This is a genomic window from Synechococcus sp. CCAP 1479/10 (genome assembly GCF_019038515.1).
In the GTDB taxonomy this organism is placed as follows: domain Bacteria; phylum Cyanobacteriota; class Cyanobacteriia; order PCC-6307; family Cyanobiaceae; genus Cyanobium.
Genome location: NZ_JAFKRJ010000025.1, coordinates 72,903 through 95,659, shown reverse-complemented (window position 1 = coordinate 95,659; position 22,757 = coordinate 72,903). Strand labels below are relative to the sequence as shown.

The window sequence follows — 22,757 nt, the reverse complement described above, 5'->3', positions numbered from 1 at the left end:
GCTTACCTGGGGGCCGCCGGGGTCGCAGGAGCTGGTGCCCCAGGCCGGGCGGCACCCTGCTGCTTGATGGCGTCCTGCACCTTCTTCATCACGTCGGCCGGCACCTCCTTGGGGCAGATCTCGGCGGCTCCGAGCACGGCCGAGTTGATGGCGCCGCGGCGCAGCTCCTCGATGGTGAGGGCCTTGGTCCCCACCTGCTGGATCTCGCCCTTGTGCTGGCCGAGGATCAGCTGGGCGATGGTTTCGCCGGCGATGCCCACCGATTTCTCGAAGTCGATGCCGGCGGCGCGGGAGATGCAGACGTTGACGGCGCCGATGCGGGTGTAAAGCCCCATCTCGGCGGGGGTGGCGGGGGCGGCGTGCGCCGCCAGAGGTGCCAGCAGCAACGGCATGGCGACCAGGGGGGCCAGCAGCGGCCGGGAGCGGCGGAGCAGGTGAGACAAGGGGTAGGGATTCATGAACCACCATCGTGCTGCATCGCAGCAGCCGCCACACCCGCCGCAGAGACCGCTCCGCGAGGCGGCCCAGCCGGCGGGGCCCCGGCCCTGACAGCGATTAACCGATCGGCTCTCCCGCCGCCTCCAGCCGGATCTCGTGGTGGAGCTCCACCAGCTCGAGACTGCCGTGACGCCAGGTGTGGATCGAGCGGGAGCGGTAGTTGTCCCCATCCACCAGGCGGATCTGCTCGAGGACGTCCCAGTCGTCGTAGTGGGACTGGAAGGCCATGGTGTGCTCATCGATCTGGCGGATCTGGCTGACCGTGGGGGCCCCCGCCAGATAGCCGCAGCTGCGCCGCAGCTGGTGACCACACAGCCAGGCCTCCATCGTGCCCTCGGGCCGGTAGTCGGGTTTGGTCTCGAAGAAGGGCTGATGTCCCTCCGCCCACCAGGTGAAGCGGTAGCCCTCATCCCCGTCCACCAGCTCGCCGTGGACCTCGATGCGCAGGTTCATGTCCACCCGCAGCACCTCGTCGTCCTTGGTGAAGAAGTAGGTGCGGCGCGATCGCCAGAGCCCCAGGTTGCGGGCGAACCAGCGCCTCACGCTGGTGTCGAGGCGGATGCGGCTCTGCACGGGCGTTTCCCTGGTGAGACCGGGATGGGTCGGTGTGGTCATGGCTGGCCCATCCGGGCACAGGGGCGCGATTCCTGAAGTCCTAGCGACGTTTCCGGGTTCTGCCCAAAACCCCATAAGGTTGGGTGCATTGCCGCATTCCTGCCGTTGCCGGTCCTGGGGGAGCCCGATTTCCCGCCCATGTCGCCGTCGCCGTCGGCGGTGGCCGAGGCCGGCACCGCCACCGGTGAGGCCCAGAAACCGCTCAAGCTGCTGCTGGTGGCGGCCCGCCATCACATGGCCTCCGCTGACCTGCGGGCCCTGCTGGCCTTCCTGCAATCGGAGGACTGCACCTGCAAGGTGTCCCTCCAGGTGGCCGATCCGGCCGACCATCCCGAGCTGCTCGAACTGCACCGCCTGGTGGCCACCCCGGCCCTGATCAAACTTGATCCCCTGCCCAAGCAGGTCTTCGCCGGCAACACCCTGGCCCAGCAGCTGCGCATCTGGCTGCCCCGCTGGCAGCAGATGGAGGTGGTCACCACCCTGGGGCTGAGCCTGCGGCCGGCGGAGATGGATGGCAGCCGCAGCCAGAGGGAGGTGCAGCTCGAGGACCAGCTGCTGGTGCTGCGTCAGGAGAACGAAACCCTGATCGAGCGGCTGGGCGTCCAGGAACGGCTGCTGCGCATGGTGGCCCACGAGCTGCGCACCCCCCTCACCGCCGCCAAGCTGGCCCTGCAGAGCCATGCCCTGGGCCAGATCGACGAGAGCCGCTTCCGCGACGTGCTCAACCGCCGCCTCGACGACATCGAGGCCCTCTCCAGGGATCTTCTGGAGGTGGGCACCACCCGCTGGGAGGCCCTGTTCAACCCCCAGCGCCTGGATCTCAGCCAGGTGGCGGCCGAGGCCATCCTCGAGCTGGAGAAGCTCTGGGTGGGCCGGGGCCTGCAGCTGGTCACCGACATCCCCGCCGACCTGCCCGACGTCCATGCCGACCAGCGGCGCATGCGGCAGGTGTTCCTCAACCTGCTGGAGAACGCCCTCAAGTTCACCCCCGACGGCGGCAAGGTGAGCCTCAGCCTCATGCACCGCACCAGCCAGTGGGTGCAGGTGAGCATCTGCGACAGCGGGCCGGGCATTCCCCGCGAGGAGCAGCACCGCATCTTCCAGGACCGGGTGCGGCTGCCCCAGACCTCCGGCACCACCTCCGGCTTCGGCGTGGGCCTGTCGGTGTGCCGCCGCATCGCCGAGGTGCACGGCGGCCGCATCTGGGTGGTGTCCGAACCCGGCGAGGGCGCCTGCTTCAACTTCACCGTGCCGGTCTGGACCGGCCAGAGCTCCCCGGAACCGGACCGTTCCCTCCCTGGCCGGCCCACGGCCGAGGACCTTCCTTGACGAAGGGTCCCTCCGGCCCGTAGCGTCCAGCACATCAGATCGGCGCCAAGCCGGCTGTGGCCTCGCCCCCATCGTCTAGAGGCCTAGGACACCTCCCTTTCACGGAGGCGACAGGGGTTCGAATCCCCTTGGGGGTATGCATCGGTTCCGGGCTCGGGGCGGTTTCGTCCTGACCCGCGCCACTTTTTCAGAGGTGCTGTTAATCAGCCCCCACCTCATGCCGTTGGCAGGAGGGCCGGTTGGCGAAGAGCCTCAGAGCTGCTGGGCGCGGCGCTGGGCTTCCCGCTGCACGCCCCGCAGGTTGCTGGCCAGATCCTCCTTGAGCCGCTGCTCGATCAGGCCGATCGGCATGCCCGGCTTGCCCTGCACGGTGAGGTCGTAGAGGAGCCAGGTGCTGGTGTCGTCGGCGCCCACCTGCCAGACGCCCTGGAAGCAGCGGAAATCGCCCTCCAGCATGCGGAAGGCCAGGCGACCCTGCTCCGGCTCCTCGCTGAGCTCCAGCTGGACGCGGGCACTGAAGCGCAGGCCGCAGAACTGCTGGGTGCCCACCTGCTCCAGGGCGACCAGATTGCCGCGGCGCCAGAGCTGGCGGGAGCTGGCGAGATTGGGAATGAAGCGATCGAGATGGTCGTAGTCGGTGAGAACCGACCAGATCCACTCGGGGGGGAGATCGAGGCGCAGCTGCACCGCCAGGCGCCGGGTGCCCTGGGGGAGACGCTCCATCTCCTGCTGGATCGTGTCGAGGGCGCAACTGGCCTCGCTGGCGACCATGGCCTCAGTGGAAGGGAGGTGCACGGGGCGGGGAAACGACGCCAGAAGCTGTGCCAAGACGGATCGGAGCTCGCTCGGGGCTTGCGTGAGGGTGGCAGCGGTCGGCACCGGGATTGGTGCGACGGAACACAAACTAACCGGTGTCTCCGGAATCCGGTCAACGAATCCGCACCGAAGGGGCGTGGGGCGAGTTCTCTATGATCGGGCCGATTTTCGGCTCCGACGCCCGCATGCGTGTTTCCACCGGCAAGGCCACCCAGTCCGACGGCCGCATGTTCACGGTTGTGGTCGAAGGCTTCGGCGTCGGCCTTCAGCGGCGGGCCGAGCGCCGGATCACCGTGCCCTTCCCCCAGCTGCAGCGGCTGATGCAGACCATCGCCCAGCAGGGCGGTCGCATCCTGGCCGTCAACGCCGAGGAGGTCCCCGCCGGCTCCGCTCCGGCCCCCTCTGACGCTGCGGTCTCCGACGCCCCGGCCGCCACCCCCACCCCCGCCAAGAAAGCCCCCGTGAGCCACGCCGACGTCCCGGTCAACCTCTACAAGCCGAAGGATCCCTTCATCGGCACGGTCACCGGCAACTACAGCCTCCTGGCCGAGGGGGCCATCGGCCGGGTGAACCACATCACCTTCGACCTCTCGGAAGGCAACCTCCACTACATCGAAGGCCAGAGCATCGGCATCATTCCCGATGGCGAGGACGCCAACGGCAAGCCCCACAAGCTGCGTCTCTATTCGATCGCCAGCACCCGCCACGGCGACAACTGCGAGGGCGGCACGGTCTCCCTCTGCGTGCGCCAGCTCCAGTACGAGAAGGACGGCACCACCATCAACGGTGTCTGCTCCACCTTCCTCTGCGACATCGAGCCGGGCGCCAAGGTGAAGATCACCGGCCCCGTGGGCAAGGAGATGCTCCTGCCCCCCGATGAGGACGCCAACATCATCATGCTGGCCACCGGCACCGGCATCGCTCCGATGCGGGCCTACCTGCGCCGCATGTTCGAGCCCTCCGAGCGGGCCAAGAACCCCGAGTACCAGTTCCGCGGCAAGGCCTGGCTGATCATGGGGGTCCCCAAGACGCCCAACCTCCTCTACGAGGACGACTTCCAGCGCTACCTGGCCGAGTTCCCCGAGAACTTCCGCTACACCAAGGCGATCAGCCGCGAGCAGCAGAACCCCAGTGGCGGCCGGATGTACATCCAGGACCGCGTCACCGAGCACGCTGACGAGATCTTCTCCCTGATCGAGGATCCCAAGACCCACGTGTACATGTGCGGTCTGCGCGGCATGGAGCCCGGCATCGACGAGGCCATGACCGCCGCCGCCGCCGCCAAGGGCCTCGAGTGGAGCGAACTGCGGCCCCAGCTCAAGAAGGCCGACCGCTGGCACGTCGAGACCTACTGAGCCGATCGCACCCCGGGGCACACCGCCCCCGTTGCAAGGCCCGCTTCCAGCGGGCCTTTTTCATGGCTGACGATCCGAGAATGCTCACACCGGCAGGCTCCCTGTCGCAGCGATGCAGCGGGATGCCTGCGCCGCCGTTAAACCAGGGATGACCGGACGCCCTCCCCATGACCGCCATCCTCACCAACCCGCTGCGGGTTGGTCTGCGCCAGGAGCGGGTGATCTCGCCCCAGTGCATCGTCATCTTCGGGGCCAGCGGTGATCTCACCCACCGCAAGCTGATCCCGGCGCTGTTCGAGCTGTTCCGCCAGCGACGGCTGCCCAGCGAGTTCGCCGTGCTCGGCTGCGCCCGAAGGCCCTGGAGCGATGAGGAGTTCCGCGAAAAGATGGGGGCCGCCCTGGCCGATGAGATCGCCTCCCATCGCACCGCCTGGGAGCAGTTCGCCCAGGGCCTCTTCTACGAGCCGGTCGACCTGCAGCAGCCCGACCACCTGGTGCGCCTCGGCCAGCGGCTGGAGAGCATCGACCGGCTGCGGGCCACCCGGGGCAACCGCACCTTCTACCTCTCGGTCTCGCCGGAGTTCTACGGCAGCGGCTGCCGCGCCCTGGCCGGTGCCGGCCTGCTGGCCGATGCCGAGCGCAGCCGGGTGGTGATCGAGAAGCCCTTCGGCCGCGACTACGCCAGCGCCCAGGCCCTCAACAAGGTGGTGCAGGCCTGCGCCAAGGAAAGCCAGGTGTTCCGCATCGACCATTACCTGGGCAAGGAAACGGTCCAGAACATCCTGGTGCTGCGCTTCGCCAACACGATCTTCGAGCCGATCTGGAACCGCAACTACATCTCCAGCGTCCAGATCACCGCCGCCGAAACCGTGGGGGTGGAGGAACGGGCCGGCTACTACGAGTCGTCCGGCGCCCTGCGGGACATGGTGCAGAACCACCTCACCCAGATCCTGGCCCTCACCGCCATGGAGGCCCCCGGCCGCTTCGATCCGGAGGCCATCCGCAACGAGAAGGCCAAGGTGCTGCAGTCGGCCAGCCTGGCCAACGAGGAGGAGCCCTGGAAATGCTGCGTGCGGGGCCAGTACGCCGCTGGCGGCAGCATGGCCCGACCCCTGCCCGGCTACCGCCAGGAGCCCGGGGTCAACGCCAACAGCACCACGGAAACCTATGTGGCCATGAAGGTGGCCATCAACAACTGGCGCTGGCAGGGGGTGCCCTTCTATCTGCGCACCGGCAAGCGGCTGCCGAAACGCCTCAGCGAGGTGGTGCTCACCTTCCGTGAGGCCCCGGTGCACCTGTTCGACGCCGCCGGTGGTGCCCCCACCCCCAACCAGCTGATCCTGCGCATCCAGCCCGACGAGGGCGCCGAGTTCAAGTTCGAGGTCAAGGCCCCCGGCTCCGGCATGCGCAGCCGCCCTGTCGACATGGCCTTCAGCTACGACGAATCCTTCGGCGAGCCCTCCGACGAGGGCTACGTGCGCCTGCTCGCCGACGCCATGCTGGGCGATCCCACCCTGTTCACCCGCAGTGACGAGGTGGAGGCGGCCTGGCGGCTGTACACACCGCTGCTGTCCCTGATCGAGGAATCCCCCTGGCAGCTGCCGGTCCAGCCCTACGAGGCCCGCACCTGGGGGCCCACCGCCGCCGATGGCCTCCTGGCCAGTGACGGCCTGATCTGGCGGCGTCCCTGAGACACGGGTCAGGCCACCTCTCCCTCCAGCTCCCCAGCCCAGCGACCTCCGCCCCCTGCCTCCCCCCATGGCTCCCCAGCTCACCCTCCAGGCCCCCCTCGATCTGCCGCCCGAGGAGGTCAACCCCTACCTGCACCGCCTCTGGACCCATGACCTGGAGGGCTCCACCGGGGCCGCCACCTTCACCCTGGTGGTGTGGGAGCCCTCCTGGCTGGAGCAGCAGATGGTGCGCATCGGCCGGGTCGACGGGCCGATCACCGGCCTGCTGCGCGCCGAGCTGCTGGAGGCGGCCCGCCAGGCCGTGCCCGAAACCGGTCTGCCGTACAGCACGGCGCCCATGGATCCCCGCCTGGCCTGGGCCATCGGCCAGAAGGAAGGGAACCACCGGCCCGAGGACCTGCGCGGCCAGTTCGTCGAGAGCGCCATCAGCGCCCACATGCCGCGGCGCCTGATCACCCTGGCTCCCACCCTCGACCCGGGCCATCCGCTCGAGACCCTGGTAGCGGCCTACTGCCCGCTGCCGGAGGAGGGCGGCGCCGGCGCCGCCTGCGGCGACGTGGTGGTGCTGCGCGGCGGCATGGGCGCCCTGAAGCAGAGCCTCGATCTGATAGTCTCCCTGGTGGACGACTCCCTGCCCTGCTGGGTGTGGTGGAACAGCAGCCTGGATGAGCCCTCCGAGATGCTCGAGGCCCTGGCGCCGCTGCCCCGGCGGCTGGTGATCGACAGCTCCCTCGGGGAGCCGCGCCGCTGCCTCGATCTGATGCTGGCCCGGATCAGCGCCGGCCAGGCCGTCAACGATCTCAACTGGCTGCGGCTGCGCACCTGGCGCGAATCCCTGGCCATGGTGTTCGATCCCCCGTCCCGCCGCGATGCCCTCGGCCACGTGGTGCAGCTCGACATCGATGTCGAGGGCGACCACCCCGTGAAGGGGCTGCTGCTGGCCGCCTGGATCGCCGACCGCCTCGGCTGGCACCTGATCACCAGCTACACGGTGGAGGTGGACGGTCCCGGCCCGGGGATCACGGCGGAGTTCGAGCGCACCGACGGGGTGGCGGTCCAGTTCACCCTGATGCCCGTGCCCATGGGCGTGCCCAAGACCCACCCCGGCGCCATCGTCGGCATGCGGCTGATCTGCGAACCGCAGCAGCGGCCCCCCCTGTGCGTGATTCTCTGCTCGGAGTCCGGCGGCTGCATGCGCCTGGAGTCCGGGGGCATGGCCAGCATGGAGCTGGCGGAGGGGGTGGTGCCCCTGCCCGAGGAGAGCGAGGAGATGGAGATGGCCCGCCTGCTCTCGGGGGGCCACGATTCCACCTCCCCGCTGCTGGCGGCGGCCGCCCCGCTGGCGGCGAGCCTGCTGCCAGGCTGAGGCACCTTCCGCCGGAGCGGCCGATGCCGCCGACCGCATGAGCTGCCTGATCGCGGCCCCCTGCAGCGGCAGCGGCAAGACGCTGCTCAGCCTCAGCCTGGCGGCCGTGGCCCGGGCCCGGGGGGAGACCATCCAGCCCTTCAAGGTGGGTCCCGACTACCTCGACCCCCAGCTGCTGGGGGCGGTGGCAGGCCGCCCCTGCCGCAACCTCGATCCCCTGCTCTGCGGCGAGGAGTGGGTGCGGCGCTGCTACCGCTGGCACGGCGGCCGCGCCGGACGGGTGCTGGTGGAGGGGGTCATGGGCCTGTTCGACGGCCGCGGGTCCGGCAGTGAGGGCAGTTCCGCCGCCGTGGCGGCCCTGCTGGGGCTGCCGGTGGTGCTGGTGGTGGAGGCGTCGCGCCAGGCCGGCAGCCTGGCGGCCCTGGTGCGCGGCTTCCGCGACCACGGCCCGCCCCGGGTGAGCCTGGCGGGGGTGGTGCTGAACCGGGTCGGCAGCGAGCGGCACCGGCTGCTGCTGGCCGAGGCCCTGGCCGCCATCGAGGTGCCCCTGCTGGGGGTGCTGCCCAGCCATCCCAGCCTGGAGCTGCCCTCCCGCCACCTGGGCCTGCTCACCCCGGGCGAGCTGGGCGACCTGGGGGAGCGCCAGCGAATCTGGGCGGCTCTGGCTGAGGAGCACCTCGACCTGGCCCGGCTGTGGCCGCTGCTGGCCCCGCCTGAGCCGGCGCCGGAACGGCGCGATCCGATCCGCTGGTGCCTCGACCAGGTCCCGCCGGAGCCGGCCCCCGCCGGGGCTGCGGCAGCGGCTGGGGCCGCCGGGTCTTCGGTAGCCGCCGGGGCCGGAACCCCCCTGCCGGTGGCGATCGCCAGCGATGCGGCCTTCCACTTCCGCTACCCGGAAGCCCAGGAGCTGCTCCAGGCCTGCGGCCTCAGCCCCGTGCCCTGGAGCCCCCTGGCCGACGATCCCCTCCCCCCGAACTGCCGGGCGGTGCTGCTGCCCGGCGGCTACCCCGAACTCCATGCCGCCCGGCTGGCGGCCAGCCGCCGCAGCCTCGGATCCCTCCAGGCCGCCGCCCGGGCCGGCCTGCCGATCGTGGCCGAATGCGGCGGTCTGCTGCTGCTGGGCCGGGAGCTGGAGGACCCGGACGGCCTGCCCCACCCCATGGCCGGCCTGCTCCCCTTCCGCGCCCGACGGGGGCCCCTCAGCCTCGGCTACCGCCAGGCCGTGCCGGTGGCCGACGGGCTTCTGGTGCGCCGCGGTGAATCCCTCTGCGGCCATGAGTTCCACCGCTGGCAGCTGCTGCCACAGCCTTCGGGCGCAGAGGTGTTGGCAGAGGCCGAGAGCCTGTGGCAACTTGAAGGATGGGGATCACCCGGGAGGATCGAAGGATGGAGCGCGCCGACCGTTCACGCCACCTGGCTGCACCTCCACTGGGCTGGATGCCCGGCGATTCCCTCGAGACTGGCCAGATCCGCCGCCAGCGCCGTGCCGCTGCCGAGGAACGCCGTTTCCTGCAACCCAGTCTCCGGGTGACCGCCACCACCCATGAGCGCTGGCGCATGAGCGTCCGTGGTCAGGTGCAGGGGGTGGGATACCGCCTGGGCTGCCGCCAGAAGGCCATCGACCTCGGCCTCAGCGGCTGGGTCCGCAACCGTCCTGACGGGTCGGTGGAGGTGGAGGCCGAGGGGCTGCCCGACCGGCTGGTGGAACTGCGTCTCTGGTGCGAGAAGGGGCCCCAGGGCGCCCAGGTGAGCGGCGTCACCAGTGGCCAGGTCGCCGTGGCGGGCACGGACTGGTTCGAGATCCGCACCTGAACCCCCAGCACCGGACAATGGGGCGTCACGACTCCCATGGATGCCGACCCCCAGCCTCTGGAGTGAACTGTTCGGATTCGGCCTGGCGATCAGCTTCAGTCCGCTGCACATCGGCCTTCTGCTGCTGATCCTGCTGGGCCCCAGCCCGCTCCGCCGCGGCAGCTGGTTCGTGATCGGCTGGCTGCTCACCTCCGCGGCGGCCATCGCCCTGCTGCTGACCGTGGGCCATGGCCTGCTGCTCACGATGGAGCGGGGCACTGACCAGCGCACCGGCCTCGACCTGCTGGGGGCGGGCGGACTGCTGGCCCTGGGCCTCAACGGTCTGCTGAGCAGCCGCCAGGGGGGCGGTCCCCCCGGCTGGACCCGCCGGCTGGACGGCTTCTGCGCCCTGCCCCTGCCGCTCCTGCTCGGCCTCAGCGCCGCCGTGCAGGTGTCCAGCCCGGACGACCTTTTCCTCTATGCCCGCACCGCCGCCAGCCTGCTGGAGGCCGGGCTGAGCCGGCCCCGGGAGGTGCTGACCACGGCGGTCTTCAGCCTGTTCTCCGGCACCCTGCTGCTGCTGCCCCTGGCGGGGCTGGTGCTGGTGGGTCAGGAGCGGCTGCTGCCGGTGCTCCAGGCGGGCAAGCTCTGGCTGTTCGATAACGCCGAGCTGATCGTGGCGGCCATCTGCTTCGGCCTGGCGATCTACCTCGGCTGGCAGGGGGTGGAAGGCCTGCGGGCGGGGTGAGTGCTCAGGGGCCCGTCGGGGGCTCCTCGGCCTCCAGGATCCGGCCCAGATACTTGGGGTCGTGCAGGGCGCCGTGGCGGGAGAGGGGCAACACGCGCTCCTTCGGCAGGCCAGGCAGGGGCTGGCGGGAGCGCAGCATCAGCCAGCGCCGCACCAGGACGACCACGCCCACCAGGGCCGCGGCGATCGCCAGGGCCCCCACATCCGTCAGCAGTTCACCGCCGCCGGATCCGCCGGCGGCTCTGGTGCCGACCGCCTGCCCGTCCGTGGCCGGGGTGGTGGCGATCATGGCCATCGGGCCCGCCTGGGGAAGCGCCATGCCGGGGGTCGCGGACGGGGGACGGGATTCCAGCACGAATCAGGCGCCCAGCACGAGTCGGTCGTGATGAGGGTAACGGGTCGGTCCCTTTTGCGCACGCACCGGTCCCCCTCCGCTTCAGGCGCCGGCGGCGTCGCCGCCGGTGTCCCGCAGCCAGCGGTCCCAGCGCTCCCGCTCGCCGGGGTCTGCGGCCCCCGCCATCAGGGTCACCGCCTGGCTGGCCCGGCTCACCGCCACGTAGACCAGCCGCTGGCGCAGCGGCAGGTCCCGGGGCCAGAAGACGTCCTCGTCGATGAACACCTCGCCGAAGGTGCTGCCCTGGCTGCGATGGACGGTGAGCACGGCCGCCGGTCCGAGGGAGGCGAACGCGTCGCGCACCAGGAAGAAGCGGCGCCAGAGGGCCTTGCCGTCCTTCTGGCCCGCCTCCCTGGCCTGCAGCCGCAGCCGCTCCAGCACCCCATCCAGGCAGGCCCGCGCGGCGCTGCCGATCGGCGGCAGCAGACGCAGGTTGAGCTGGGCCTCCCCCGACTCCACGGTGGCGTTGAGGGTGTCGATCACCGCAGGGCCGTGGCAGGCGTCGACGCCGAACTCGGCCAGATCGCAGCGGTCGGGCCGCACGTCCCGCACCACCAGCTCCCGGTTGCTGCCCAGCAGCAGGTCCGGCTCCTCGGCGGCGGCGTCCCCTTCCCGGCAGGCCGGCGCCATCACGGCCGTGCGGGTGATCAGCACCTCGCCGGGGAGCACCGGCAGCTGGTCGGCCATGGCCCCGTGCAGGGCGCGGCGGGCGATCGGCACCAGCCGCTCCAGGGAGCGGTTCGTGTAGCAGAGGATCCGGGCCAGGTCGGGATCATCGGCTGCGGCGCTGCGGCGCAGGCCTTCCTGGGCGGCCGCCAGCCAGTCGCTCCGCCCCAGCAGCGACACCCGGCCCTCGGTGGTGCGCACCGGATCCAGCAGCGGCGGCCGGCTACAGGGCAGGGCCCCTTCCCGCAGGCCGCCGGCCAGGCGCAGCACCGGGCCCCCGTGGCGGACCACGTGGGTCAGGGCCACCCGCCGGGACCGCCCCATGGCGAACACCGGACTGCGCTCCTCCCCCACCGGCGGCAGCTGGGCCGGATCCCCCACGAACACCAGCCGGGTGCGGTAGGCCTGGGCGCAGCGCAGGGTGATCTCCAGCAGGCCGCCATCCACCATGGAGGCCTCGTCGATCAGCACCAGCCCGAGGTTCTCCAGCGCCAGGGCGGTCTGGAGGGTCTCCTCACAGCGCTCCCGGTCCCCCTGCCGCTTCAGCTTGAGCCGCAGCAGGCGGTGGATGGTGGAGGGGTACCAGGTGGGGTGCAGACCCGCCAGGGCCAGGTGGTGGCGCAGCACGCCCACCGCCTTGTGGGTGGGGGCGACCACGGTCCAGCAGAGACCGGCCCGCTCCGCCTGGGCCAGGAACCGCATCGACAGGAAGGTCTTGCCGGTGCCGGCGTAGCCCTCCAGCACGAAGGGCACCCCGTCGGCCGGGGCCCCGAGCCAGTCGGCGAAGGCGGCGGCCGCCTGCTGCTGGTCGTCGCTCAGGCCGTCGTGATCGCTCACCCCAGCGGCAGCCAGCCGGCGCCCTGGGCGATCTGCAGCGGCGAGCCGAGCAGGGCCAGGCCCGGCAGCGCCACCAGGGGCCCGATCAGGCTGCCCACCAGCACCTCCGCGCGGGTGTGGCCGAGGTTCTCCTTCAGGGGGCGCAGCACCGGGGCCCCCTCCGGCGGGCCGCCCTGGGGAAGGGTGTCCCAGAGACCGTCGGGGAGCCCGTTCACCCGCTGGGCCGTCAGTCCGGCGGCCCGCCGCACGCCGCTGGCGTCGTAGAGGACGACGAAGCAGAGCACCGCCGCCAGGGCGAACAGGGGATCGGCGAACCCCAGCTCCCAGCCAAGGCCCGCGGCGGTGCCCGTCATCAGGGAGGAGTGGCTCGACGGCATGCCGCCCGTCTCGATCAGCACCGCCGGGCGCCAGCGGCGATGCACCACCAGCTCGATCAGAAGTTTGGAGAGCTGGGCCACACCGCAGGCGGCCAGACCCCAGGCGAGCACGCCGTTGGCCAGAACCTCGCCCAGGGCGTCAAGGGCGCCGATGGCCTCGCTCATCGGTCGCGACTGGTGATGTAGTCGGCCAGGGCCAGCAGGGGGGCGGCCTTGGCGCTCCAGGGCTCCAGCACCGCCTTGGCTTCGCTCACCAGCGCATCGGCGCGCCGGCGGGACTCCTCCAGGCCCAGCAGTTTGGGGTAGGTGGTCTTGTCGGCGGCAAGGTCCTTGCCCGCCGTCTTGCCCAGCACGTCGCTGCTGGCGGTGACATCAAGGATGTCGTCGATGATCTGGAAGGCCAGGCCGATGCCGCGGGCGTAGGTGCGCAGGGCCGTCAGCAGCTCCTCGGAGGCCCCGGCGACCAGGGCGCCGGAGATCACGCAGGCCCGCAGCAGGGCGCCGGTCTTGTGGAGATGGATGTATTCGAGGGTGTCGAGATCCACCTGGCGGGCCTCGCACTCCAGGTCCACCACCTGGCCGCCCACCAGGCCGGGGGCGCCGGAGGCCAGGGACAGCTCGCCCACCACCTGCAGCAGCCGTTCGGGAGGCACCCCCGGGCTGCGCAGGGCCACCATCTCGAAGGCGCGGGTCAGCAGGGCATCGCCGGCCAGGATGGCCTTGGCCTCGCCGTACACCTTGTGGTTGGTGGGCCGGCCGCGGCGCAGATCGTCGTTGTCCATGGCGGGCAGGTCGTCATGGATGAGCGACATGGTGTGGATCATCTCCATCGCCACCGCCGTGGGCATGGCCAGGTCGGCATCGCCGCCCGCCAGCTCACAGGCCGCCAGGGTGAGGATCGGCCGCAGCCGCTTGCCGCCCGCCAGCAGGGAGTAGCGCATCGCCTCCCGCAGCGACTCCGGACGCTCGGGTCCCAGGGAACTGTCCAGGGCGGCCTCCACGCGCCAGCGGGCCGCCTCCAGGTAGGCGGTGAAGTCGAAGGCCGTGCTCACCGCCGGGGTCATGGGGTCCTGAGGGTTGGCGCGGATTCTCTCAGGCCACGGGCCGGGCGCCGCCACCTTGATGTTTCGACACGATACGAACCCTTCGGTGAAGGCCGGTGAAGGCGTGCGGTCCGGGTACCCCAGCGCCGCCATGCTCGATGCAGTCACGTCTCAGCGCGCGATGCAGGCCCCCCTGAACAGCGAGCCGGACCTGGTGCCAGTGATCTGCGGCAGCCTCGCCGCCGTCCTGCTGGCCGGTCTGCTGCTGGCGTCGGGTCTGGTCCGCATCGGCGTGGCCGTACCCCTGCTGATCGGCTCCGGCGAACCCCACGACGCCACCCGCACCACGGCGCTCCGGCCCTGAGCGGCGCTGCCGTCCGGGGGGCGTCCCAGGCGGGCCTCAGGGGCGCAGATCCGCCAGGTCCGTTGTGTCGATCCCGTGGCGCTCGCACCAGGCCAGCACGGTGTTGACCAGCAGCATCGCCACCGTCATCGGCCCCACCCCACCGGGCACCGGCGTGATCGCCGCCACCAGCGGCTCGACCGCCTCGTAGTCCACATCGCCGCAGAGCCTGCCCTCCAGCCGGTGGATGCCCACATCCACCACCACCGCCCCAGGCCGGATGTGCCGGGCGCCGATCAGCTGCGGGCGACCGGCCGCCACCACCAGGATCTCGGCCTCCCGGGTCACCTCGTCGAGGTGATGGGTGCGCGAATGGGCCATGGTGACGGTGGCATCGGCGGCCTGGAGCATCAGGGCCATCGGCTTGCCCACCAGGATGCTGCGGCCGACCACCACGGCCTGGGCGCCGGCGATCGGCACGTCGGCGCTGCGCAGCAGGGCCATCACCCCGGCCGGCGTGCAGCTGCGTGGACCCCGCTCCCCCTTGAGCAGGCGACCCAGGTTGAGGGTGTGCAGACCATCGGCGTCCTTGTCCGGGTCGATCGCCGCCAGCAGCGGCCCCTCGTCCAGGCCCTGCGGCAGGGGCAGCTGCAGCAGGATGCCGTCGACCGTCGGGTCGGCGTTGAGGCGCGCGATCAGGGCCAGCACCTCCTCCTCCGGGGTGTCCGCCGCCAGATGGCCGCCATGGCTGCTGATGCCGACGCGGCGGCAGGCCTTCTCTTTGTTGGCCACATAGACGCCGCTGGCGGGGTCATCCCCAACCCGCAGCACCGCCAGGCCGGGGGGCCGTCCCGCCACCGCCAGCCCATCGGCGATCACGGCGTGCAGCCGCCCTTCGATCACCGCCGCCAGTCGCCTGCCATCAAGAAGGGTGGCCATCGGGGGGGTGCGTTGCCGAACCCCAGCATGCACCGAAGCCACCCGGAGGGGGACCCTCAACCGTTGGCTAGCCTGGACCGATGAGATTCGGGCTGCGGCGGATCAGGGGACTGTGGCGCCACTTGCTGCGGCTCGAGCGTCCCCGCCAGGCCCTGGTGGCCTGGCGCCCCGGGGGCGGTCTGCTCGTGCTTCTGCTCTGTCTGCTGGTGGCGCTTCTCTCCAGCTGGCCCTGGCTGGTGGAGCCGAACCTGCGTCCCGGCATGCCGGCCCCGTTCACGGCCCGGGCCCCGAGCGATGCCACGGTGATCGACAGCACCGACCTGGAGCAGCGCCGCAGCCAGATGCTGCCCCGCAGCCAGATCCAGGTGGTCGACCCCCAGGCCAGTGAGGCCCTGGTGCAGCAGCTGGAGCTGCGGCTGCAGCGGGTGCGCCAGACGGTGGCCGACGACCAGCCCCGGCCCGATTCCCTCAATCTCACCGAAGAGGAGCGCCGCTGGCTGACGGGGCTGACGCCCCCCGACCTGATGCGCTGGAAGGTCTCCCTGCGCCGGGCCCAGCAGCGCATGCTCAGCCAGGGCGTCGTGGCCAGCCTGTCCGAGGGCCAGCTGCTCACGGCCGCGGAGCTGCAGCTGCAGGACCTCTCCCCCCCCGCCCGCAGCCTGGGCAGCCGCCTGCTGGCCGCCAGCCTCCAGGGCCGCACCAACCTCCGCGGCGACAGCTTCCTCAGCCAGCGCCGCATCGAGGACCTGCTCACCCGCCAGGGGCTGCCCACAATCCGGGTGCGCAAGAACGACCTGATCACACGGCAGGGGGAACCGATCAGCCCCCAGGCCTTCGACGTGCTGGAGCATTTCGATCTGGTCAACCATCGCCCCCGCCCCCTGGCCTGGCTGGGACGCTTCAGTGAGGCCCTGGCCGCCTGCGGGGTGCTGCTGCTGGTGATGCGCCGCTGGCGCGCCAGCCTCGAACCCCGCCAGGCCCTGCTGGCCCTGGCGATGCTGGTGCTGGTGCAGGGGTGCAAGCTCTGGCTCGGCAGCCAGGTCAGCCCCCTGGCACTGCTGGTTCCCCCCACCCTGCTGCTCTCCCAGGGGCTGGGCACGGCCGCCGGTCTGGCCTGGCTGGCTGTGGCCGCCATGCTCTGGCCGGTTCCTGTCGAGGGCCTGCTGGTTCCCCAGCTGGGGGTGGCGGCCCTGGTGGCCGCGATCGCGGCGGTGCTGGCGGGACGGCAGCGCAACCGGGCCCAGCTGCTGCAGCTGGCCCTGCTGCTGCCCATCGGCGCCGTGCTGCTGCAGTGGCTGCTGATCCAGCTCTTCCACCTGGGCAGCCTCGAGGCCTCCCAGGGGTTGTTCAGCAGCACCGATCTGCTGCAGGAGGCCCTGCTGGTGGCGGGCCTGCTGATGGGAGGCCTGCTGCTGGCGCCGCTGGTGGAAAGCTTCTTCGGCCTGCTCACCCGGGCCCGGCTGATGGAGCTGGCCGATCTGGAGCGGCCCCTGCTGCGACGCCTGTCGATGGAGGCGCCGGGCACCTTCGAGCACACCCTGATGATCTGCGGCCTGGCCGAGGAGGGCGCCCGCGCCATCCAGGGTGATGTGGACCTGATCCGCACCGGTGCCCTTTATCACGATGTCGGCAAGCTGCACGGGCCCCAGTGGTTCATCGAGAACCAGGAGCACGGCGCCAACCCCCACGACGAACTCGACGATCCCTTCGCCAGCGCCGCCATCCTCCAGGCCCACGTCGACGAGGGGCTGAAGCTGGCCCGTCGCTACCGGCTGCCCCGCCCCCTGGCGGATTTCATCCCCGAGCACCAGGGCCGGCTGAAGATGGGCTACTTCCTCCACCAGGCCAAGGAACGGGACCCTTCGGTGCGGGAGGAGCAGTTCCGCTACCGCGGTCCGGCGCCCCGCAGCCGGGAGACGGCGATTCTGATGCTGGCCGACGGCTGTGAGGCCGCCCTGCGCTCCCTGCCGCCGGGCACCACCGAAGCTGAGGCCCGGGCGATGGTCCGGCGGCTGGTGGAGGCCCGCCAGAACGACGGCCAGCTCGACGGCAGCGGCATCTCCCGGGCGGAGCTGGAGCTGGTGATCCGCGCCTTCGTGCGGGTCTGGAAGCGCATGCGCCACCGCCGCATTCCCTATCCCATCCCCCCCCGCAAGGCCTTCAGCGCCTGAGCCGCCACCGCCCCAGCCAGCGGCCCGCCGCCAGCCCCAGCGCCACCACCACCAGGCCCCCCAGCAGGCTGACCAGCACCACGGCGAGCGCCTCATCGGGGCGGCCGCGCCGCAGCGCCAGGCTGATCTCCAGCATCCAGCTGCTGAAGGTGGTGAGCGAGCCGCAGAAGCCGATGCCGCCCAGCAGCAGCAGCCGGGGCCGGGGAGGGTGCAGGCCGGCGATCACACCGATCAGGAAGGTGCCGAGCAGGTTGGCCACCAGGTCGGCTTCGATCAGCCCGGTGGGCACCCCCTCCAGGCCCTTGCCGACGTCCTCCAGGCGCCAGCGCAGCAGGGCGCCGGGCACCGCCCCCGCGGCCACCAGCAGCAGGTCCCGCGCCTCACGGCGCAGGCTGGGGGGGCTTTCGCTCGGGAATGGCGCCATCGTTCTCCCCTAGCTGCCGCCGATGGCCAGGCCGGCGCTGACGGCCAGCAGGCCCCCCAGCACCGAACCGCCGCAGAGCAGGACGGCCTCGCGGCGCTGGCGTTGGTGCAGGGTCGCGTGCAGCTCGGCGATCCAGGTGGAGAAGGTGCTGAAGCTGCCCAGGAAGCCCGTGCCCAGCAGCAGCAGGGCCCGGCCCGCCGCCAGTCCGCAGCTGGCCTCCAGGCTCACTAGCAGGCCGATGGCGAAGCAGGCGATCAGATTCACCCCGAACGTTCCCCAGTGCTTGCGGGGCAGCATCGGTTCGAAGTGGTTGACCACCCGGAAGCGCAGCCAGGCCCCCGGCACCGCTCCGATCGCGACGAACAGGGCGCCGTTATCCATGGGTGCCGCCACCTCAGCGCCTCCCCTCCAGAAGGGCCCGCAGCTTGCGTTCCAGCACCACCGAGGCCGGGATCAGCGTGATCAGGTTGGCGGCGATCACCGGACCGTCGGCCCGCAGCAGGCCGTAAACGGCCCAGGCCAGCACCCCGAGGGTGAACAGGCCGTACATCCGCAGCGAGATGGCGCTGGTGTCGCCGCTGCGCACGGTCTTCAGCGCCTGGGGGAACAGGCTCAGGGTGGTGAGTGAGGCGGCGCCATAGCCGAGGGCACTCACCGTGAACGACTCCATTGGCGCTGGTCGCTGTGGTGGTCAGCATGACGACATTCCGCCCAACCGGCCATGGTCCTGAGCTTCCGCGAACTGCAGCAGGGGCTGCAGGCCCCGTGGGGCCGGGAGCACGGCGACGCCGGGGGCGGGGCAGGTGCGGATTTCGACCTGCTGATGGTGCCCTCGCTCACCATGGACCCCTCCCAGCTGGCCCTGGTGACGGGGGCCCACCACTACGAGGAGCGCCAGCTCTTCTCCCTGATGCGGCTGCGCAACCCAGGCGTGCAGGTGGTCTATGTCACCAGCAAGCTGCTGCCCGAACTGGTGGTGGATGCGGTCCTCGAGCTGATGCCGGGGGTGCCCACCTCCCATGCCCGCCGCCGGCTGCACCTGTTCGACACCGACGACGGCTCCGCCCGGCCCCTGACGCAGAAGCTGCTGGAGCGGCCGGCCCTGCTCGGACGGATCCGGGAGCGGCTGCGGCCGGGCCGGAGTTTCATCATCTGCTACGTGGTGACCGAGCTGGAGAAGACCCTTTCCGAGCGCCTGCAGGTGCCCCTGCTGGGCACCGATCCGGCCCTGGGCTACTGGGGCACCAAGGCGGGCAGCCGGGAGCTGTTCGCCCGCTGCGGCGTTCCCCACCCCCCCGGCACCGGGCTGGCCCACGGCCTCGATGACCTGGCGGAGGCGGTGGCCGACCTCTGGGAGGGCGACCCCGGGCTGGGCGGCTGTGTCGTCAAGCTGAACGAGGGCTTCAGCGGTGAGGGCAATGCCCGCCTCGATTTCACGCCCCTGGCGCTGGCCGGGCTGGCCCGGCGTGAGCGGGTCGGGCGGATCCGGCGGGCCCTGGAGGCCCTGCCGATGCCCGCGGCCGGCTGGACGGAGCTGCTGGCCGGCCAGGGGGCCCTGGCCGAGGCCTGGCTGGAGGGCGGCGAGGCGCTGCGCTCCCCGAGCGTGCAGGGCACGATCCACCCGGGCGGGATGGTGGAGGTGCTCTCCACCCACGAGCAGATCCTCGGCGGCGCCGGTGGCCAGACCTACCTGGGCTGCTGCTTCCCTGCCGCCGAGCCCTACCGGGTGGCGCTGATGGAGCACGGCCTGGCCGTCGGCCGGGCCCTCGCCGCCGAAGGGGCCCTCGAGCGCTTCGGGGTCGACTTCATCGCCCGCCGCTTCGGCGAGCGCTGGGACCTGCAGGCCATCGAGGTCAACCTGCGCCAGGGGGGCACCACCCATCCCTTCATGGCCCTGCGGGCGATCACCGCCGGCAGCCTCGACCCCGCCACCGGCTGCTTCCTCTCCCCCACCGGCCAGCCGCTGCACTACCGCGCCACCGACAACCTCAGCGACCCCCGCCTGCGGGGCCTGATGCCCCTCGACCTGATCGACATCGTGGCCGAGGCCGGCCTCCACTACGATCCGGCCCGCCTGCAGGGCAGCGTGTTTCACCTGCTGGGCTGCCTCTCGGAGTTCGGCAAGCTGGGCATGACCTGCATCGGCCGGGATCCGGAGCAGGCGAGCGCCGTCTACCGCTCCACCGTGGCCGAGCTGCTGGCCGGTGCCGCCGCCCGCAGCGGCGCCGGCCTGCCCGCGGCCGGCGGCTGACGCCCCGGGCCGCTCAGGGCAGGATGGGTCAGCACAGGGGGCGCATGGTCTCGATCACCGACCGCGAAGACGACGGCTCCCGGCGTTCCCCCCCGCCCCCGGCCTCCGGCCCGCCGGCCTGGACCAGCTGGCTGCAGATCGGCCTGAGCTCCATGCTCGCTGTCCTGTTCCTGGTGATCCTGGGCAAGACGCGGGAACAGAGCCAGCTGCTGATGAAGCTGGAGCAGCGGCTGCAGGGGCTGGAGAACAGCCGCGCCCTCGATCGCACCTCCGTGCTGGAGGAGCAGCAGCGGGCGATGGTGGGGCGCCTCCAGACCCTGGAAGCCGGGGCCCAGCGGCTGGAGGCTCTTGAGCAGCAGCAGGACGAGTCGCGCTCCGCCCTGGCCGACCTGCAGGGCCGGGCGGTGCGGCGCCCCCAGCGGGATCCGGACCCCTTCCCCGCCGCACCGATGCCCTCCCCGGGGCCCGGCGGCCGCCCCGGCCAGGCCCCGGCCGACCGCGGCGAGGGCGGCGGCGTGCTTCGCCCCCCGCCGGTGAGCACCCCCTGAGCTCCCTGGGGGGCCTCAGCCCTTGACGGCGTCGCCGCTGGCGCTGGGCAGGATGTAGCGCTGCAGCAGCACGAACAGCAGCAGCACCGGCAGGATCGAGACCACCGAGCCGGCCGCCACCAGGCGCCAGTCGAGGGAGAAGCTGCTGGCCAGCTGCTGCAGGCCCAGGGGCAGGGTGTAGAGGGTGGGGTCGTCGAGAATGATCAGCGGCCAGAGGAAGTCACTCCAGGTGCCGATGAACACGAACATCGCCAGGGTGATCAGGTCGGCCCGGGCCGCCGGCAGCATCACGTTCCACCATTCGCCGATGGGGGTGCAGCCATCGATCCGGGCCGCCTCCTCCAGCTCCACCGGCACCGCCAGGAAGCTCTGGCGCAGCAGGAAGATGCCGAAGGCCGTGGCCGCCTGGGGCACGATCAGGGCCCAGAGGGTGTTGCGCAGCCCGATCTGCACCATCAGCAGATAGAGGGGGATCATCACCACCTGGAAGGGGATCAGGATCGTGGCCACCACCAGGGCGAGCACCAGTCCGCGGCCCTTGAAACGCATCCGCGCCAGGGGGTAGGCCGCCAGGGAGCAGAACAGCAGGTTGGCCAGCACCGCCAGGGCGCTGACGATCGTGCTGTTGAGCAGGTAGGTGCCCATCGGGTTGGCGGCGAAGAGGCGCCCGTAGGCCTCCAGGCTCGGCTGGCTGGGCAGCAGGGCCGGAGGACTGGTGAAGATGTCCTCCGCCGGCCCCTTGAGGGAGGTGCTGACCAGCCACAGCAGGGGCAGCAGCAGCAGCACCGCCACCAGCAGCAGCAGGGCCAGCTGCAGCCCGGTGGCCAGCGGGGAGCGGTTGGGGGCGTTCACAGACGCGGCAGTTCCGCCACCGGAAGGGCCGTCTTCTGGGGATGGAGCGGAGCGCGCTGGCTGCCGGAGACCAGCCGGTTGAGGGCGTTCACGAAGGCCTGGGCCGCCGCCACGACGATGTCGGTGTCGGCCGCATGGCCCGAATAGAGCACCCCCTGATGGCGCAGGCGGATGGTCACCTCGCCCATGGCGTCGATGCCTTCGGTGACGGACTTGATGCTGAACTCCACCAGCTCGTTCGGCACCTGGGCCAGGTGGTTGAGGGCCTGGCAGACCGCATCCACCGGCCCGGTGCCGATCGCCGCCTCGGTCAGGTCGATGCCATCGCCATCCCGAAGGGTGACGGTGGCGGTGGGCTGCAGGTTGGTGCCGCAGCTCACCTGCACCGACTGCAGGGCATAGCGGGGCTGGTCCTGCTGCTGCACCTGCTCGCTGACGATGGCCTCCAGATCCCGGTCGGTGATCTCCCGCTTGCGGTCGGCCAGTTCCTTGAAGCGGGCGAAGGCGTCGTCGAGGTCGGTGCGCTCCAGGGTGTAGCCGAGCTCCTCCAGCCGGGCCCGGAAGGCGCTGCGGCCCGAGAGCTTGCCGAGGGAGAGGCGGTTGTCGGCCAGGCCGACGGTGCGGGCGTCGATGATCTCGTAGGTGAGCCGGTTCTTGAGCACCCCGTCCTGGTGGATGCCGGACTCATGGGCGAAGGCGTTGGCGCCCACGATTGCCTTGTTGGGCTGCACCGCCATGCCGGTGAGGTTGGAGACCAGCCGGGAGGTCTTGGTGATCTCCTCGGTGCGCACGTTGGTGAGGGGGTCGCGCTGGTCGGCCGGCCGGCCCAGGAAGGGGTTGAAGTAGCTGCGGCGCACGTGCAGCGCCATCACCAGCTCCTCGAGGGAGGCGTTGCCGGCCCGTTCACCGATGCCGTTGATGGTGCACTCCAGCTGGCGGGCGCCGTTCTTGACGGCTTCGAGGAAGTTGGCGACGGCCAGACCGAGATCGTTGTGCCCATGGACCGAGATCACCGCCTGGTCGATGTTGGGCACCGAGCGGTTGATGCCGGCGATGATGGCGCCGAATTCGGCCGGGGTGGTGTAGCCCACCGTGTCGGGAATGTTGATGGTGGTGGCGCCGGCGTTGATCGCCGCCTCGATCACCTCATGCATGAACTCAGGATCGCTGCGGCCGGCGTCCTCGCAGGAGAACTCCACGTCGTCGACCAGGGAGCGGGCATAGGCCACCATCTCCGCGGTGATGGCAAGCACCTCGGCGCGGGTCTTGCGGAGCTTGTGCTCCAGATGGATGTCGCTGGTGGCGATGAAGGTGTGGATGCGCCTGTGGGCCGCCGGGGCCACGGCATCGGCGCAGGCCTTGATGTCGCCGCTGGCGGCCCGGGCCAGGCCGCAGATCACGGGCCCGTCCGGGGTGCCCACGGTGGCGGCGATCTTTTGAACGGCGTGAAAATCGCCGCTGCTGGCGAAGGGGAAGCCGGCCTCGATGATGTCGACCCCCAGGCGGGCCAGCTGCTGGGCGATCGCGAGCTTCTCCTCCAGGTTGAGGCTGGCGCCAGGGGACTGCTCCCCGTCGCGGAGGGTGGTATCGAAGATCAATACCCGGCCGGGATCGCGGGCCATGGGGTTAGGCGGAACAGCTATGAGTTAGACCCACTCTACGGGCCTGAAGACCCGGCTCCGGGAGGGGAACGTCAGGGAGCG

At 71.4% G+C, this 22,757-nt stretch carries 24 protein-coding genes and 1 tRNA gene; 12 read left to right on the top strand and 13 right to left on the bottom strand.

Going from position 1 to position 22,757, the window contains the following annotated elements; all coding sequences use genetic code 11:
* Positions 1-2: 2 nt before the first annotated feature.
* A complete protein-coding gene (locus KUG39_RS08120; RefSeq protein ID WP_233133985.1) occupies positions 3-443 on the bottom strand; it encodes a DUF8650 domain-containing protein in 441 nt (146 codons plus the stop codon).
* A 112-nt stretch (positions 444-555) separates the two neighbouring features.
* Positions 556-1,113: a hypothetical protein gene (locus KUG39_RS08115; protein ID WP_190609240.1), complete on the bottom strand. Its 558-nt coding sequence runs from the start codon at positions 1,111-1,113 to the stop codon at positions 556-558.
* Positions 1,114-1,251: 138 nt separating this feature from the next.
* On the opposite strand from KUG39_RS08115, the gene KUG39_RS08110 reads away from it, so the two are divergent.
* Together KUG39_RS08110 and KUG39_RS08105 are read left to right on the top strand one after the other, a co-directional pair.
* Positions 1,252-2,442, top strand: a complete 1,191-nt coding sequence (locus KUG39_RS08110) for a histidine kinase (protein WP_286193025.1) — start codon at positions 1,252-1,254, stop codon at positions 2,440-2,442.
* Positions 2,443-2,506: 64 nt separating this feature from the next.
* Positions 2,507-2,579: transfer RNA gene (locus tag KUG39_RS08105), tRNA-Glu, on the top strand.
* A 115-nt stretch (positions 2,580-2,694) separates the two neighbouring features.
* Here KUG39_RS08105 and KUG39_RS08100 read toward each other — a convergent pair.
* The gene (locus KUG39_RS08100; protein ID WP_094586073.1) at positions 2,695-3,213 is read right to left on the bottom strand and encodes an SRPBCC family protein; all 519 of its coding nucleotides are present in this window, start codon (positions 3,211-3,213) and stop codon (positions 2,695-2,697) included.
* Positions 3,214-3,443: 230 nt separating this feature from the next.
* Between KUG39_RS08100 and petH the strand changes: the two genes are divergently transcribed.
* From petH to KUG39_RS08070, 6 genes are all read left to right on the top strand, one after another.
* Positions 3,444-4,613 (top strand): ferredoxin--NADP reductase, encoded by a 1,170-nt coding sequence (gene petH / locus KUG39_RS08095; protein ID WP_216914215.1) that lies wholly within the window; start codon positions 3,444-3,446, stop codon positions 4,611-4,613.
* A 167-nt stretch (positions 4,614-4,780) separates the two neighbouring features.
* A complete protein-coding gene (gene zwf, locus KUG39_RS08090) occupies positions 4,781-6,304 on the top strand; it encodes a glucose-6-phosphate dehydrogenase (protein WP_190609242.1) in 1,524 nt (507 codons plus the stop codon).
* Between the two features lie 67 nt (positions 6,305-6,371).
* Positions 6,372-7,670 (top strand): glucose-6-phosphate dehydrogenase assembly protein OpcA, encoded by a 1,299-nt coding sequence (locus tag KUG39_RS08085; protein ID WP_094586071.1) that lies wholly within the window; start codon positions 6,372-6,374, stop codon positions 7,668-7,670.
* A 37-nt stretch (positions 7,671-7,707) separates the two neighbouring features.
* A complete protein-coding gene (locus KUG39_RS08080) occupies positions 7,708-9,201 on the top strand; it encodes a cobyrinic acid a,c-diamide synthase CobB (protein WP_216914213.1) in 1,494 nt (497 codons plus the stop codon).
* Positions 9,202-9,227: 26 nt separating this feature from the next.
* Positions 9,228-9,482, top strand: coding sequence for an acylphosphatase (locus KUG39_RS08075; RefSeq protein ID WP_286190937.1), 255 nt, complete (start codon positions 9,228-9,230; stop codon positions 9,480-9,482).
* Between the two features lie 40 nt (positions 9,483-9,522).
* Complete coding sequence (locus KUG39_RS08070) at positions 9,523-10,209, top strand: GAP family protein (protein WP_094586068.1); 687 nt, start codon at positions 9,523-9,525, stop codon at positions 10,207-10,209.
* A 4-nt stretch (positions 10,210-10,213) separates the two neighbouring features.
* Here the strand turns inward: KUG39_RS08070 and KUG39_RS08065 are convergent, their stop codons facing one another.
* The 4 genes from KUG39_RS08065 to crtE form a co-directional block, all read right to left on the bottom strand.
* A complete protein-coding gene (locus tag KUG39_RS08065; protein ID WP_216914211.1) occupies positions 10,214-10,528 on the bottom strand; it encodes a hypothetical protein in 315 nt (104 codons plus the stop codon).
* A gap of 117 nt (positions 10,529-10,645) precedes the next feature.
* Entirely contained in the window at positions 10,646-12,106 is a 1,461-nt protein-coding gene (locus KUG39_RS08060) for an AAA family ATPase (protein ID WP_216914209.1), read from the bottom strand.
* Complete coding sequence (locus KUG39_RS08055) at positions 12,103-12,648, bottom strand: divergent PAP2 family protein (protein ID WP_216914207.1); 546 nt, start codon at positions 12,646-12,648, stop codon at positions 12,103-12,105. The genes KUG39_RS08060 and KUG39_RS08055 overlap by 4 nt, the downstream gene beginning before the upstream one ends.
* Positions 12,645-13,547, bottom strand: a complete 903-nt coding sequence (gene crtE, locus KUG39_RS08050; protein ID WP_190609248.1) for a geranylgeranyl diphosphate synthase CrtE — start codon at positions 13,545-13,547, stop codon at positions 12,645-12,647. Before crtE ends, KUG39_RS08055 begins: the two co-directional genes overlap by 4 nt.
* A 160-nt stretch (positions 13,548-13,707) precedes the next feature.
* Here crtE and KUG39_RS08045 point away from each other — a divergent pair, with 160 nt between their 5' ends.
* Positions 13,708-13,890 (top strand): hypothetical protein, encoded by a 183-nt coding sequence (locus tag KUG39_RS08045; protein ID WP_216914205.1) that lies wholly within the window; start codon positions 13,708-13,710, stop codon positions 13,888-13,890.
* Positions 13,891-13,926: 36 nt separating this feature from the next.
* Here the strand turns inward: KUG39_RS08045 and folD are convergent, their stop codons facing one another.
* On the bottom strand, positions 13,927-14,808 hold the full coding sequence (gene folD / locus KUG39_RS08040; protein ID WP_216914203.1) for a bifunctional methylenetetrahydrofolate dehydrogenase/methenyltetrahydrofolate cyclohydrolase FolD: 882 nt from the start codon (positions 14,806-14,808) through the stop codon (positions 13,927-13,929).
* Between the two features lie 80 nt (positions 14,809-14,888).
* Between folD and KUG39_RS08035 the strand changes: the two genes are divergently transcribed.
* Positions 14,889-16,979 (top strand): HDIG domain-containing metalloprotein, encoded by a 2,091-nt coding sequence (locus KUG39_RS08035; protein WP_094586062.1) that lies wholly within the window; start codon positions 14,889-14,891, stop codon positions 16,977-16,979.
* Here the strand turns inward: KUG39_RS08035 and KUG39_RS08030 are convergent.
* From KUG39_RS08030 to KUG39_RS08020, 3 genes are read right to left on the bottom strand one after another with little or no spacing between them, the layout of a single operon-like run.
* A complete protein-coding gene (locus KUG39_RS08030; protein WP_216914201.1) occupies positions 16,969-17,403 on the bottom strand; it encodes a fluoride efflux transporter FluC in 435 nt (144 codons plus the stop codon). The two genes, KUG39_RS08035 and KUG39_RS08030, sit on opposite strands and share 11 nt — an antisense overlap.
* A 9-nt stretch (positions 17,404-17,412) precedes the next feature.
* Positions 17,413-17,784: a fluoride efflux transporter FluC gene (locus KUG39_RS08025; RefSeq protein WP_190609249.1), complete on the bottom strand. Its 372-nt coding sequence runs from the start codon at positions 17,782-17,784 to the stop codon at positions 17,413-17,415.
* Positions 17,785-17,797: 13 nt separating this feature from the next.
* On the bottom strand, positions 17,798-18,073 hold the full coding sequence (locus KUG39_RS08020; protein ID WP_106219804.1) for a SemiSWEET family sugar transporter: 276 nt from the start codon (positions 18,071-18,073) through the stop codon (positions 17,798-17,800).
* Between the two features lie 51 nt (positions 18,074-18,124).
* On the opposite strand from KUG39_RS08020, the gene KUG39_RS08015 reads away from it, so the two are divergent.
* Both KUG39_RS08015 and KUG39_RS08010 read left to right on the top strand, forming a co-directional pair.
* Positions 18,125-19,654, top strand: coding sequence for a peptide ligase PGM1-related protein (locus KUG39_RS08015; RefSeq protein ID WP_216914199.1), 1,530 nt, complete (start codon positions 18,125-18,127; stop codon positions 19,652-19,654).
* A gap of 44 nt (positions 19,655-19,698) precedes the next feature.
* A complete protein-coding gene (locus KUG39_RS08010) occupies positions 19,699-20,202 on the top strand; it encodes a hypothetical protein (protein WP_216914197.1) in 504 nt (167 codons plus the stop codon).
* A 15-nt stretch (positions 20,203-20,217) separates the two neighbouring features.
* Here the strand turns inward: KUG39_RS08010 and KUG39_RS08005 are convergent, their stop codons facing one another.
* Together KUG39_RS08005 and KUG39_RS08000 are read right to left on the bottom strand one after the other, a co-directional pair.
* On the bottom strand, positions 20,218-21,054 hold the full coding sequence (locus KUG39_RS08005) for a carbohydrate ABC transporter permease (protein WP_094586056.1): 837 nt from the start codon (positions 21,052-21,054) through the stop codon (positions 20,218-20,220).
* Complete coding sequence (locus tag KUG39_RS08000) at positions 21,051-22,676, bottom strand: 2-isopropylmalate synthase (protein WP_216914195.1); 1,626 nt, start codon at positions 22,674-22,676, stop codon at positions 21,051-21,053. The genes KUG39_RS08005 and KUG39_RS08000 overlap by 4 nt, the downstream gene beginning before the upstream one ends.
* Positions 22,677-22,757: the final 81 nt, after the last annotated feature.

Coding starts and splice junctions, on each gene's coding strand:
- KUG39_RS08045 (WP_216914205.1), top strand. CDS start 13,708: ATGCAGGCCCCCCTGAACAGCGAGCCGGACCTGGTGCCAGTGATCTGC.
- petH (WP_216914215.1), top strand. CDS start 3,444: ATGCGTGTTTCCACCGGCAAGGCCACCCAGTCCGACGGCCGCATGTTC.
- KUG39_RS08055 (WP_216914207.1), bottom strand. CDS start 12,648: ATGAGCGAGGCCATCGGCGCCCTTGACGCCCTGGGCGAGGTTCTGGCC.
- KUG39_RS08000 (WP_216914195.1), bottom strand. CDS start 22,676: ATGGCCCGCGATCCCGGCCGGGTATTGATCTTCGATACCACCCTCCGC.
- KUG39_RS08020 (WP_106219804.1), bottom strand. CDS start 18,073: ATGGAGTCGTTCACGGTGAGTGCCCTCGGCTATGGCGCCGCCTCACTC.
- KUG39_RS08100 (WP_094586073.1), bottom strand. CDS start 3,213: ATGGTCGCCAGCGAGGCCAGTTGCGCCCTCGACACGATCCAGCAGGAG.
- KUG39_RS08075 (WP_286190937.1), top strand. CDS start 9,228: ATGAGCGTCCGTGGTCAGGTGCAGGGGGTGGGATACCGCCTGGGCTGC.
- zwf (WP_190609242.1), top strand. CDS start 4,781: ATGACCGCCATCCTCACCAACCCGCTGCGGGTTGGTCTGCGCCAGGAG.
- KUG39_RS08015 (WP_216914199.1), top strand. CDS start 18,125: ATGGTCCTGAGCTTCCGCGAACTGCAGCAGGGGCTGCAGGCCCCGTGG.
- KUG39_RS08110 (WP_286193025.1), top strand. CDS start 1,252: ATGTCGCCGTCGCCGTCGGCGGTGGCCGAGGCCGGCACCGCCACCGGT.
- KUG39_RS08070 (WP_094586068.1), top strand. CDS start 9,523: ATGCCGACCCCCAGCCTCTGGAGTGAACTGTTCGGATTCGGCCTGGCG.
- KUG39_RS08085 (WP_094586071.1), top strand. CDS start 6,372: ATGGCTCCCCAGCTCACCCTCCAGGCCCCCCTCGATCTGCCGCCCGAG.
- KUG39_RS08065 (WP_216914211.1), bottom strand. CDS start 10,528: ATGGCGCTTCCCCAGGCGGGCCCGATGGCCATGATCGCCACCACCCCG.
- KUG39_RS08035 (WP_094586062.1), top strand. CDS start 14,889: ATGAGATTCGGGCTGCGGCGGATCAGGGGACTGTGGCGCCACTTGCTG.
- KUG39_RS08010 (WP_216914197.1), top strand. CDS start 19,699: ATGGTCTCGATCACCGACCGCGAAGACGACGGCTCCCGGCGTTCCCCC.
- crtE (WP_190609248.1), bottom strand. CDS start 13,547: ATGACCCCGGCGGTGAGCACGGCCTTCGACTTCACCGCCTACCTGGAG.
- KUG39_RS08080 (WP_216914213.1), top strand. CDS start 7,708: ATGAGCTGCCTGATCGCGGCCCCCTGCAGCGGCAGCGGCAAGACGCTG.
- folD (WP_216914203.1), bottom strand. CDS start 14,808: ATGGCCACCCTTCTTGATGGCAGGCGACTGGCGGCGGTGATCGAAGGG.
- KUG39_RS08025 (WP_190609249.1), bottom strand. CDS start 17,784: ATGGATAACGGCGCCCTGTTCGTCGCGATCGGAGCGGTGCCGGGGGCC.
- KUG39_RS08115 (WP_190609240.1), bottom strand. CDS start 1,113: ATGACCACACCGACCCATCCCGGTCTCACCAGGGAAACGCCCGTGCAG.
- KUG39_RS08030 (WP_216914201.1), bottom strand. CDS start 17,403: ATGGCGCCATTCCCGAGCGAAAGCCCCCCCAGCCTGCGCCGTGAGGCG.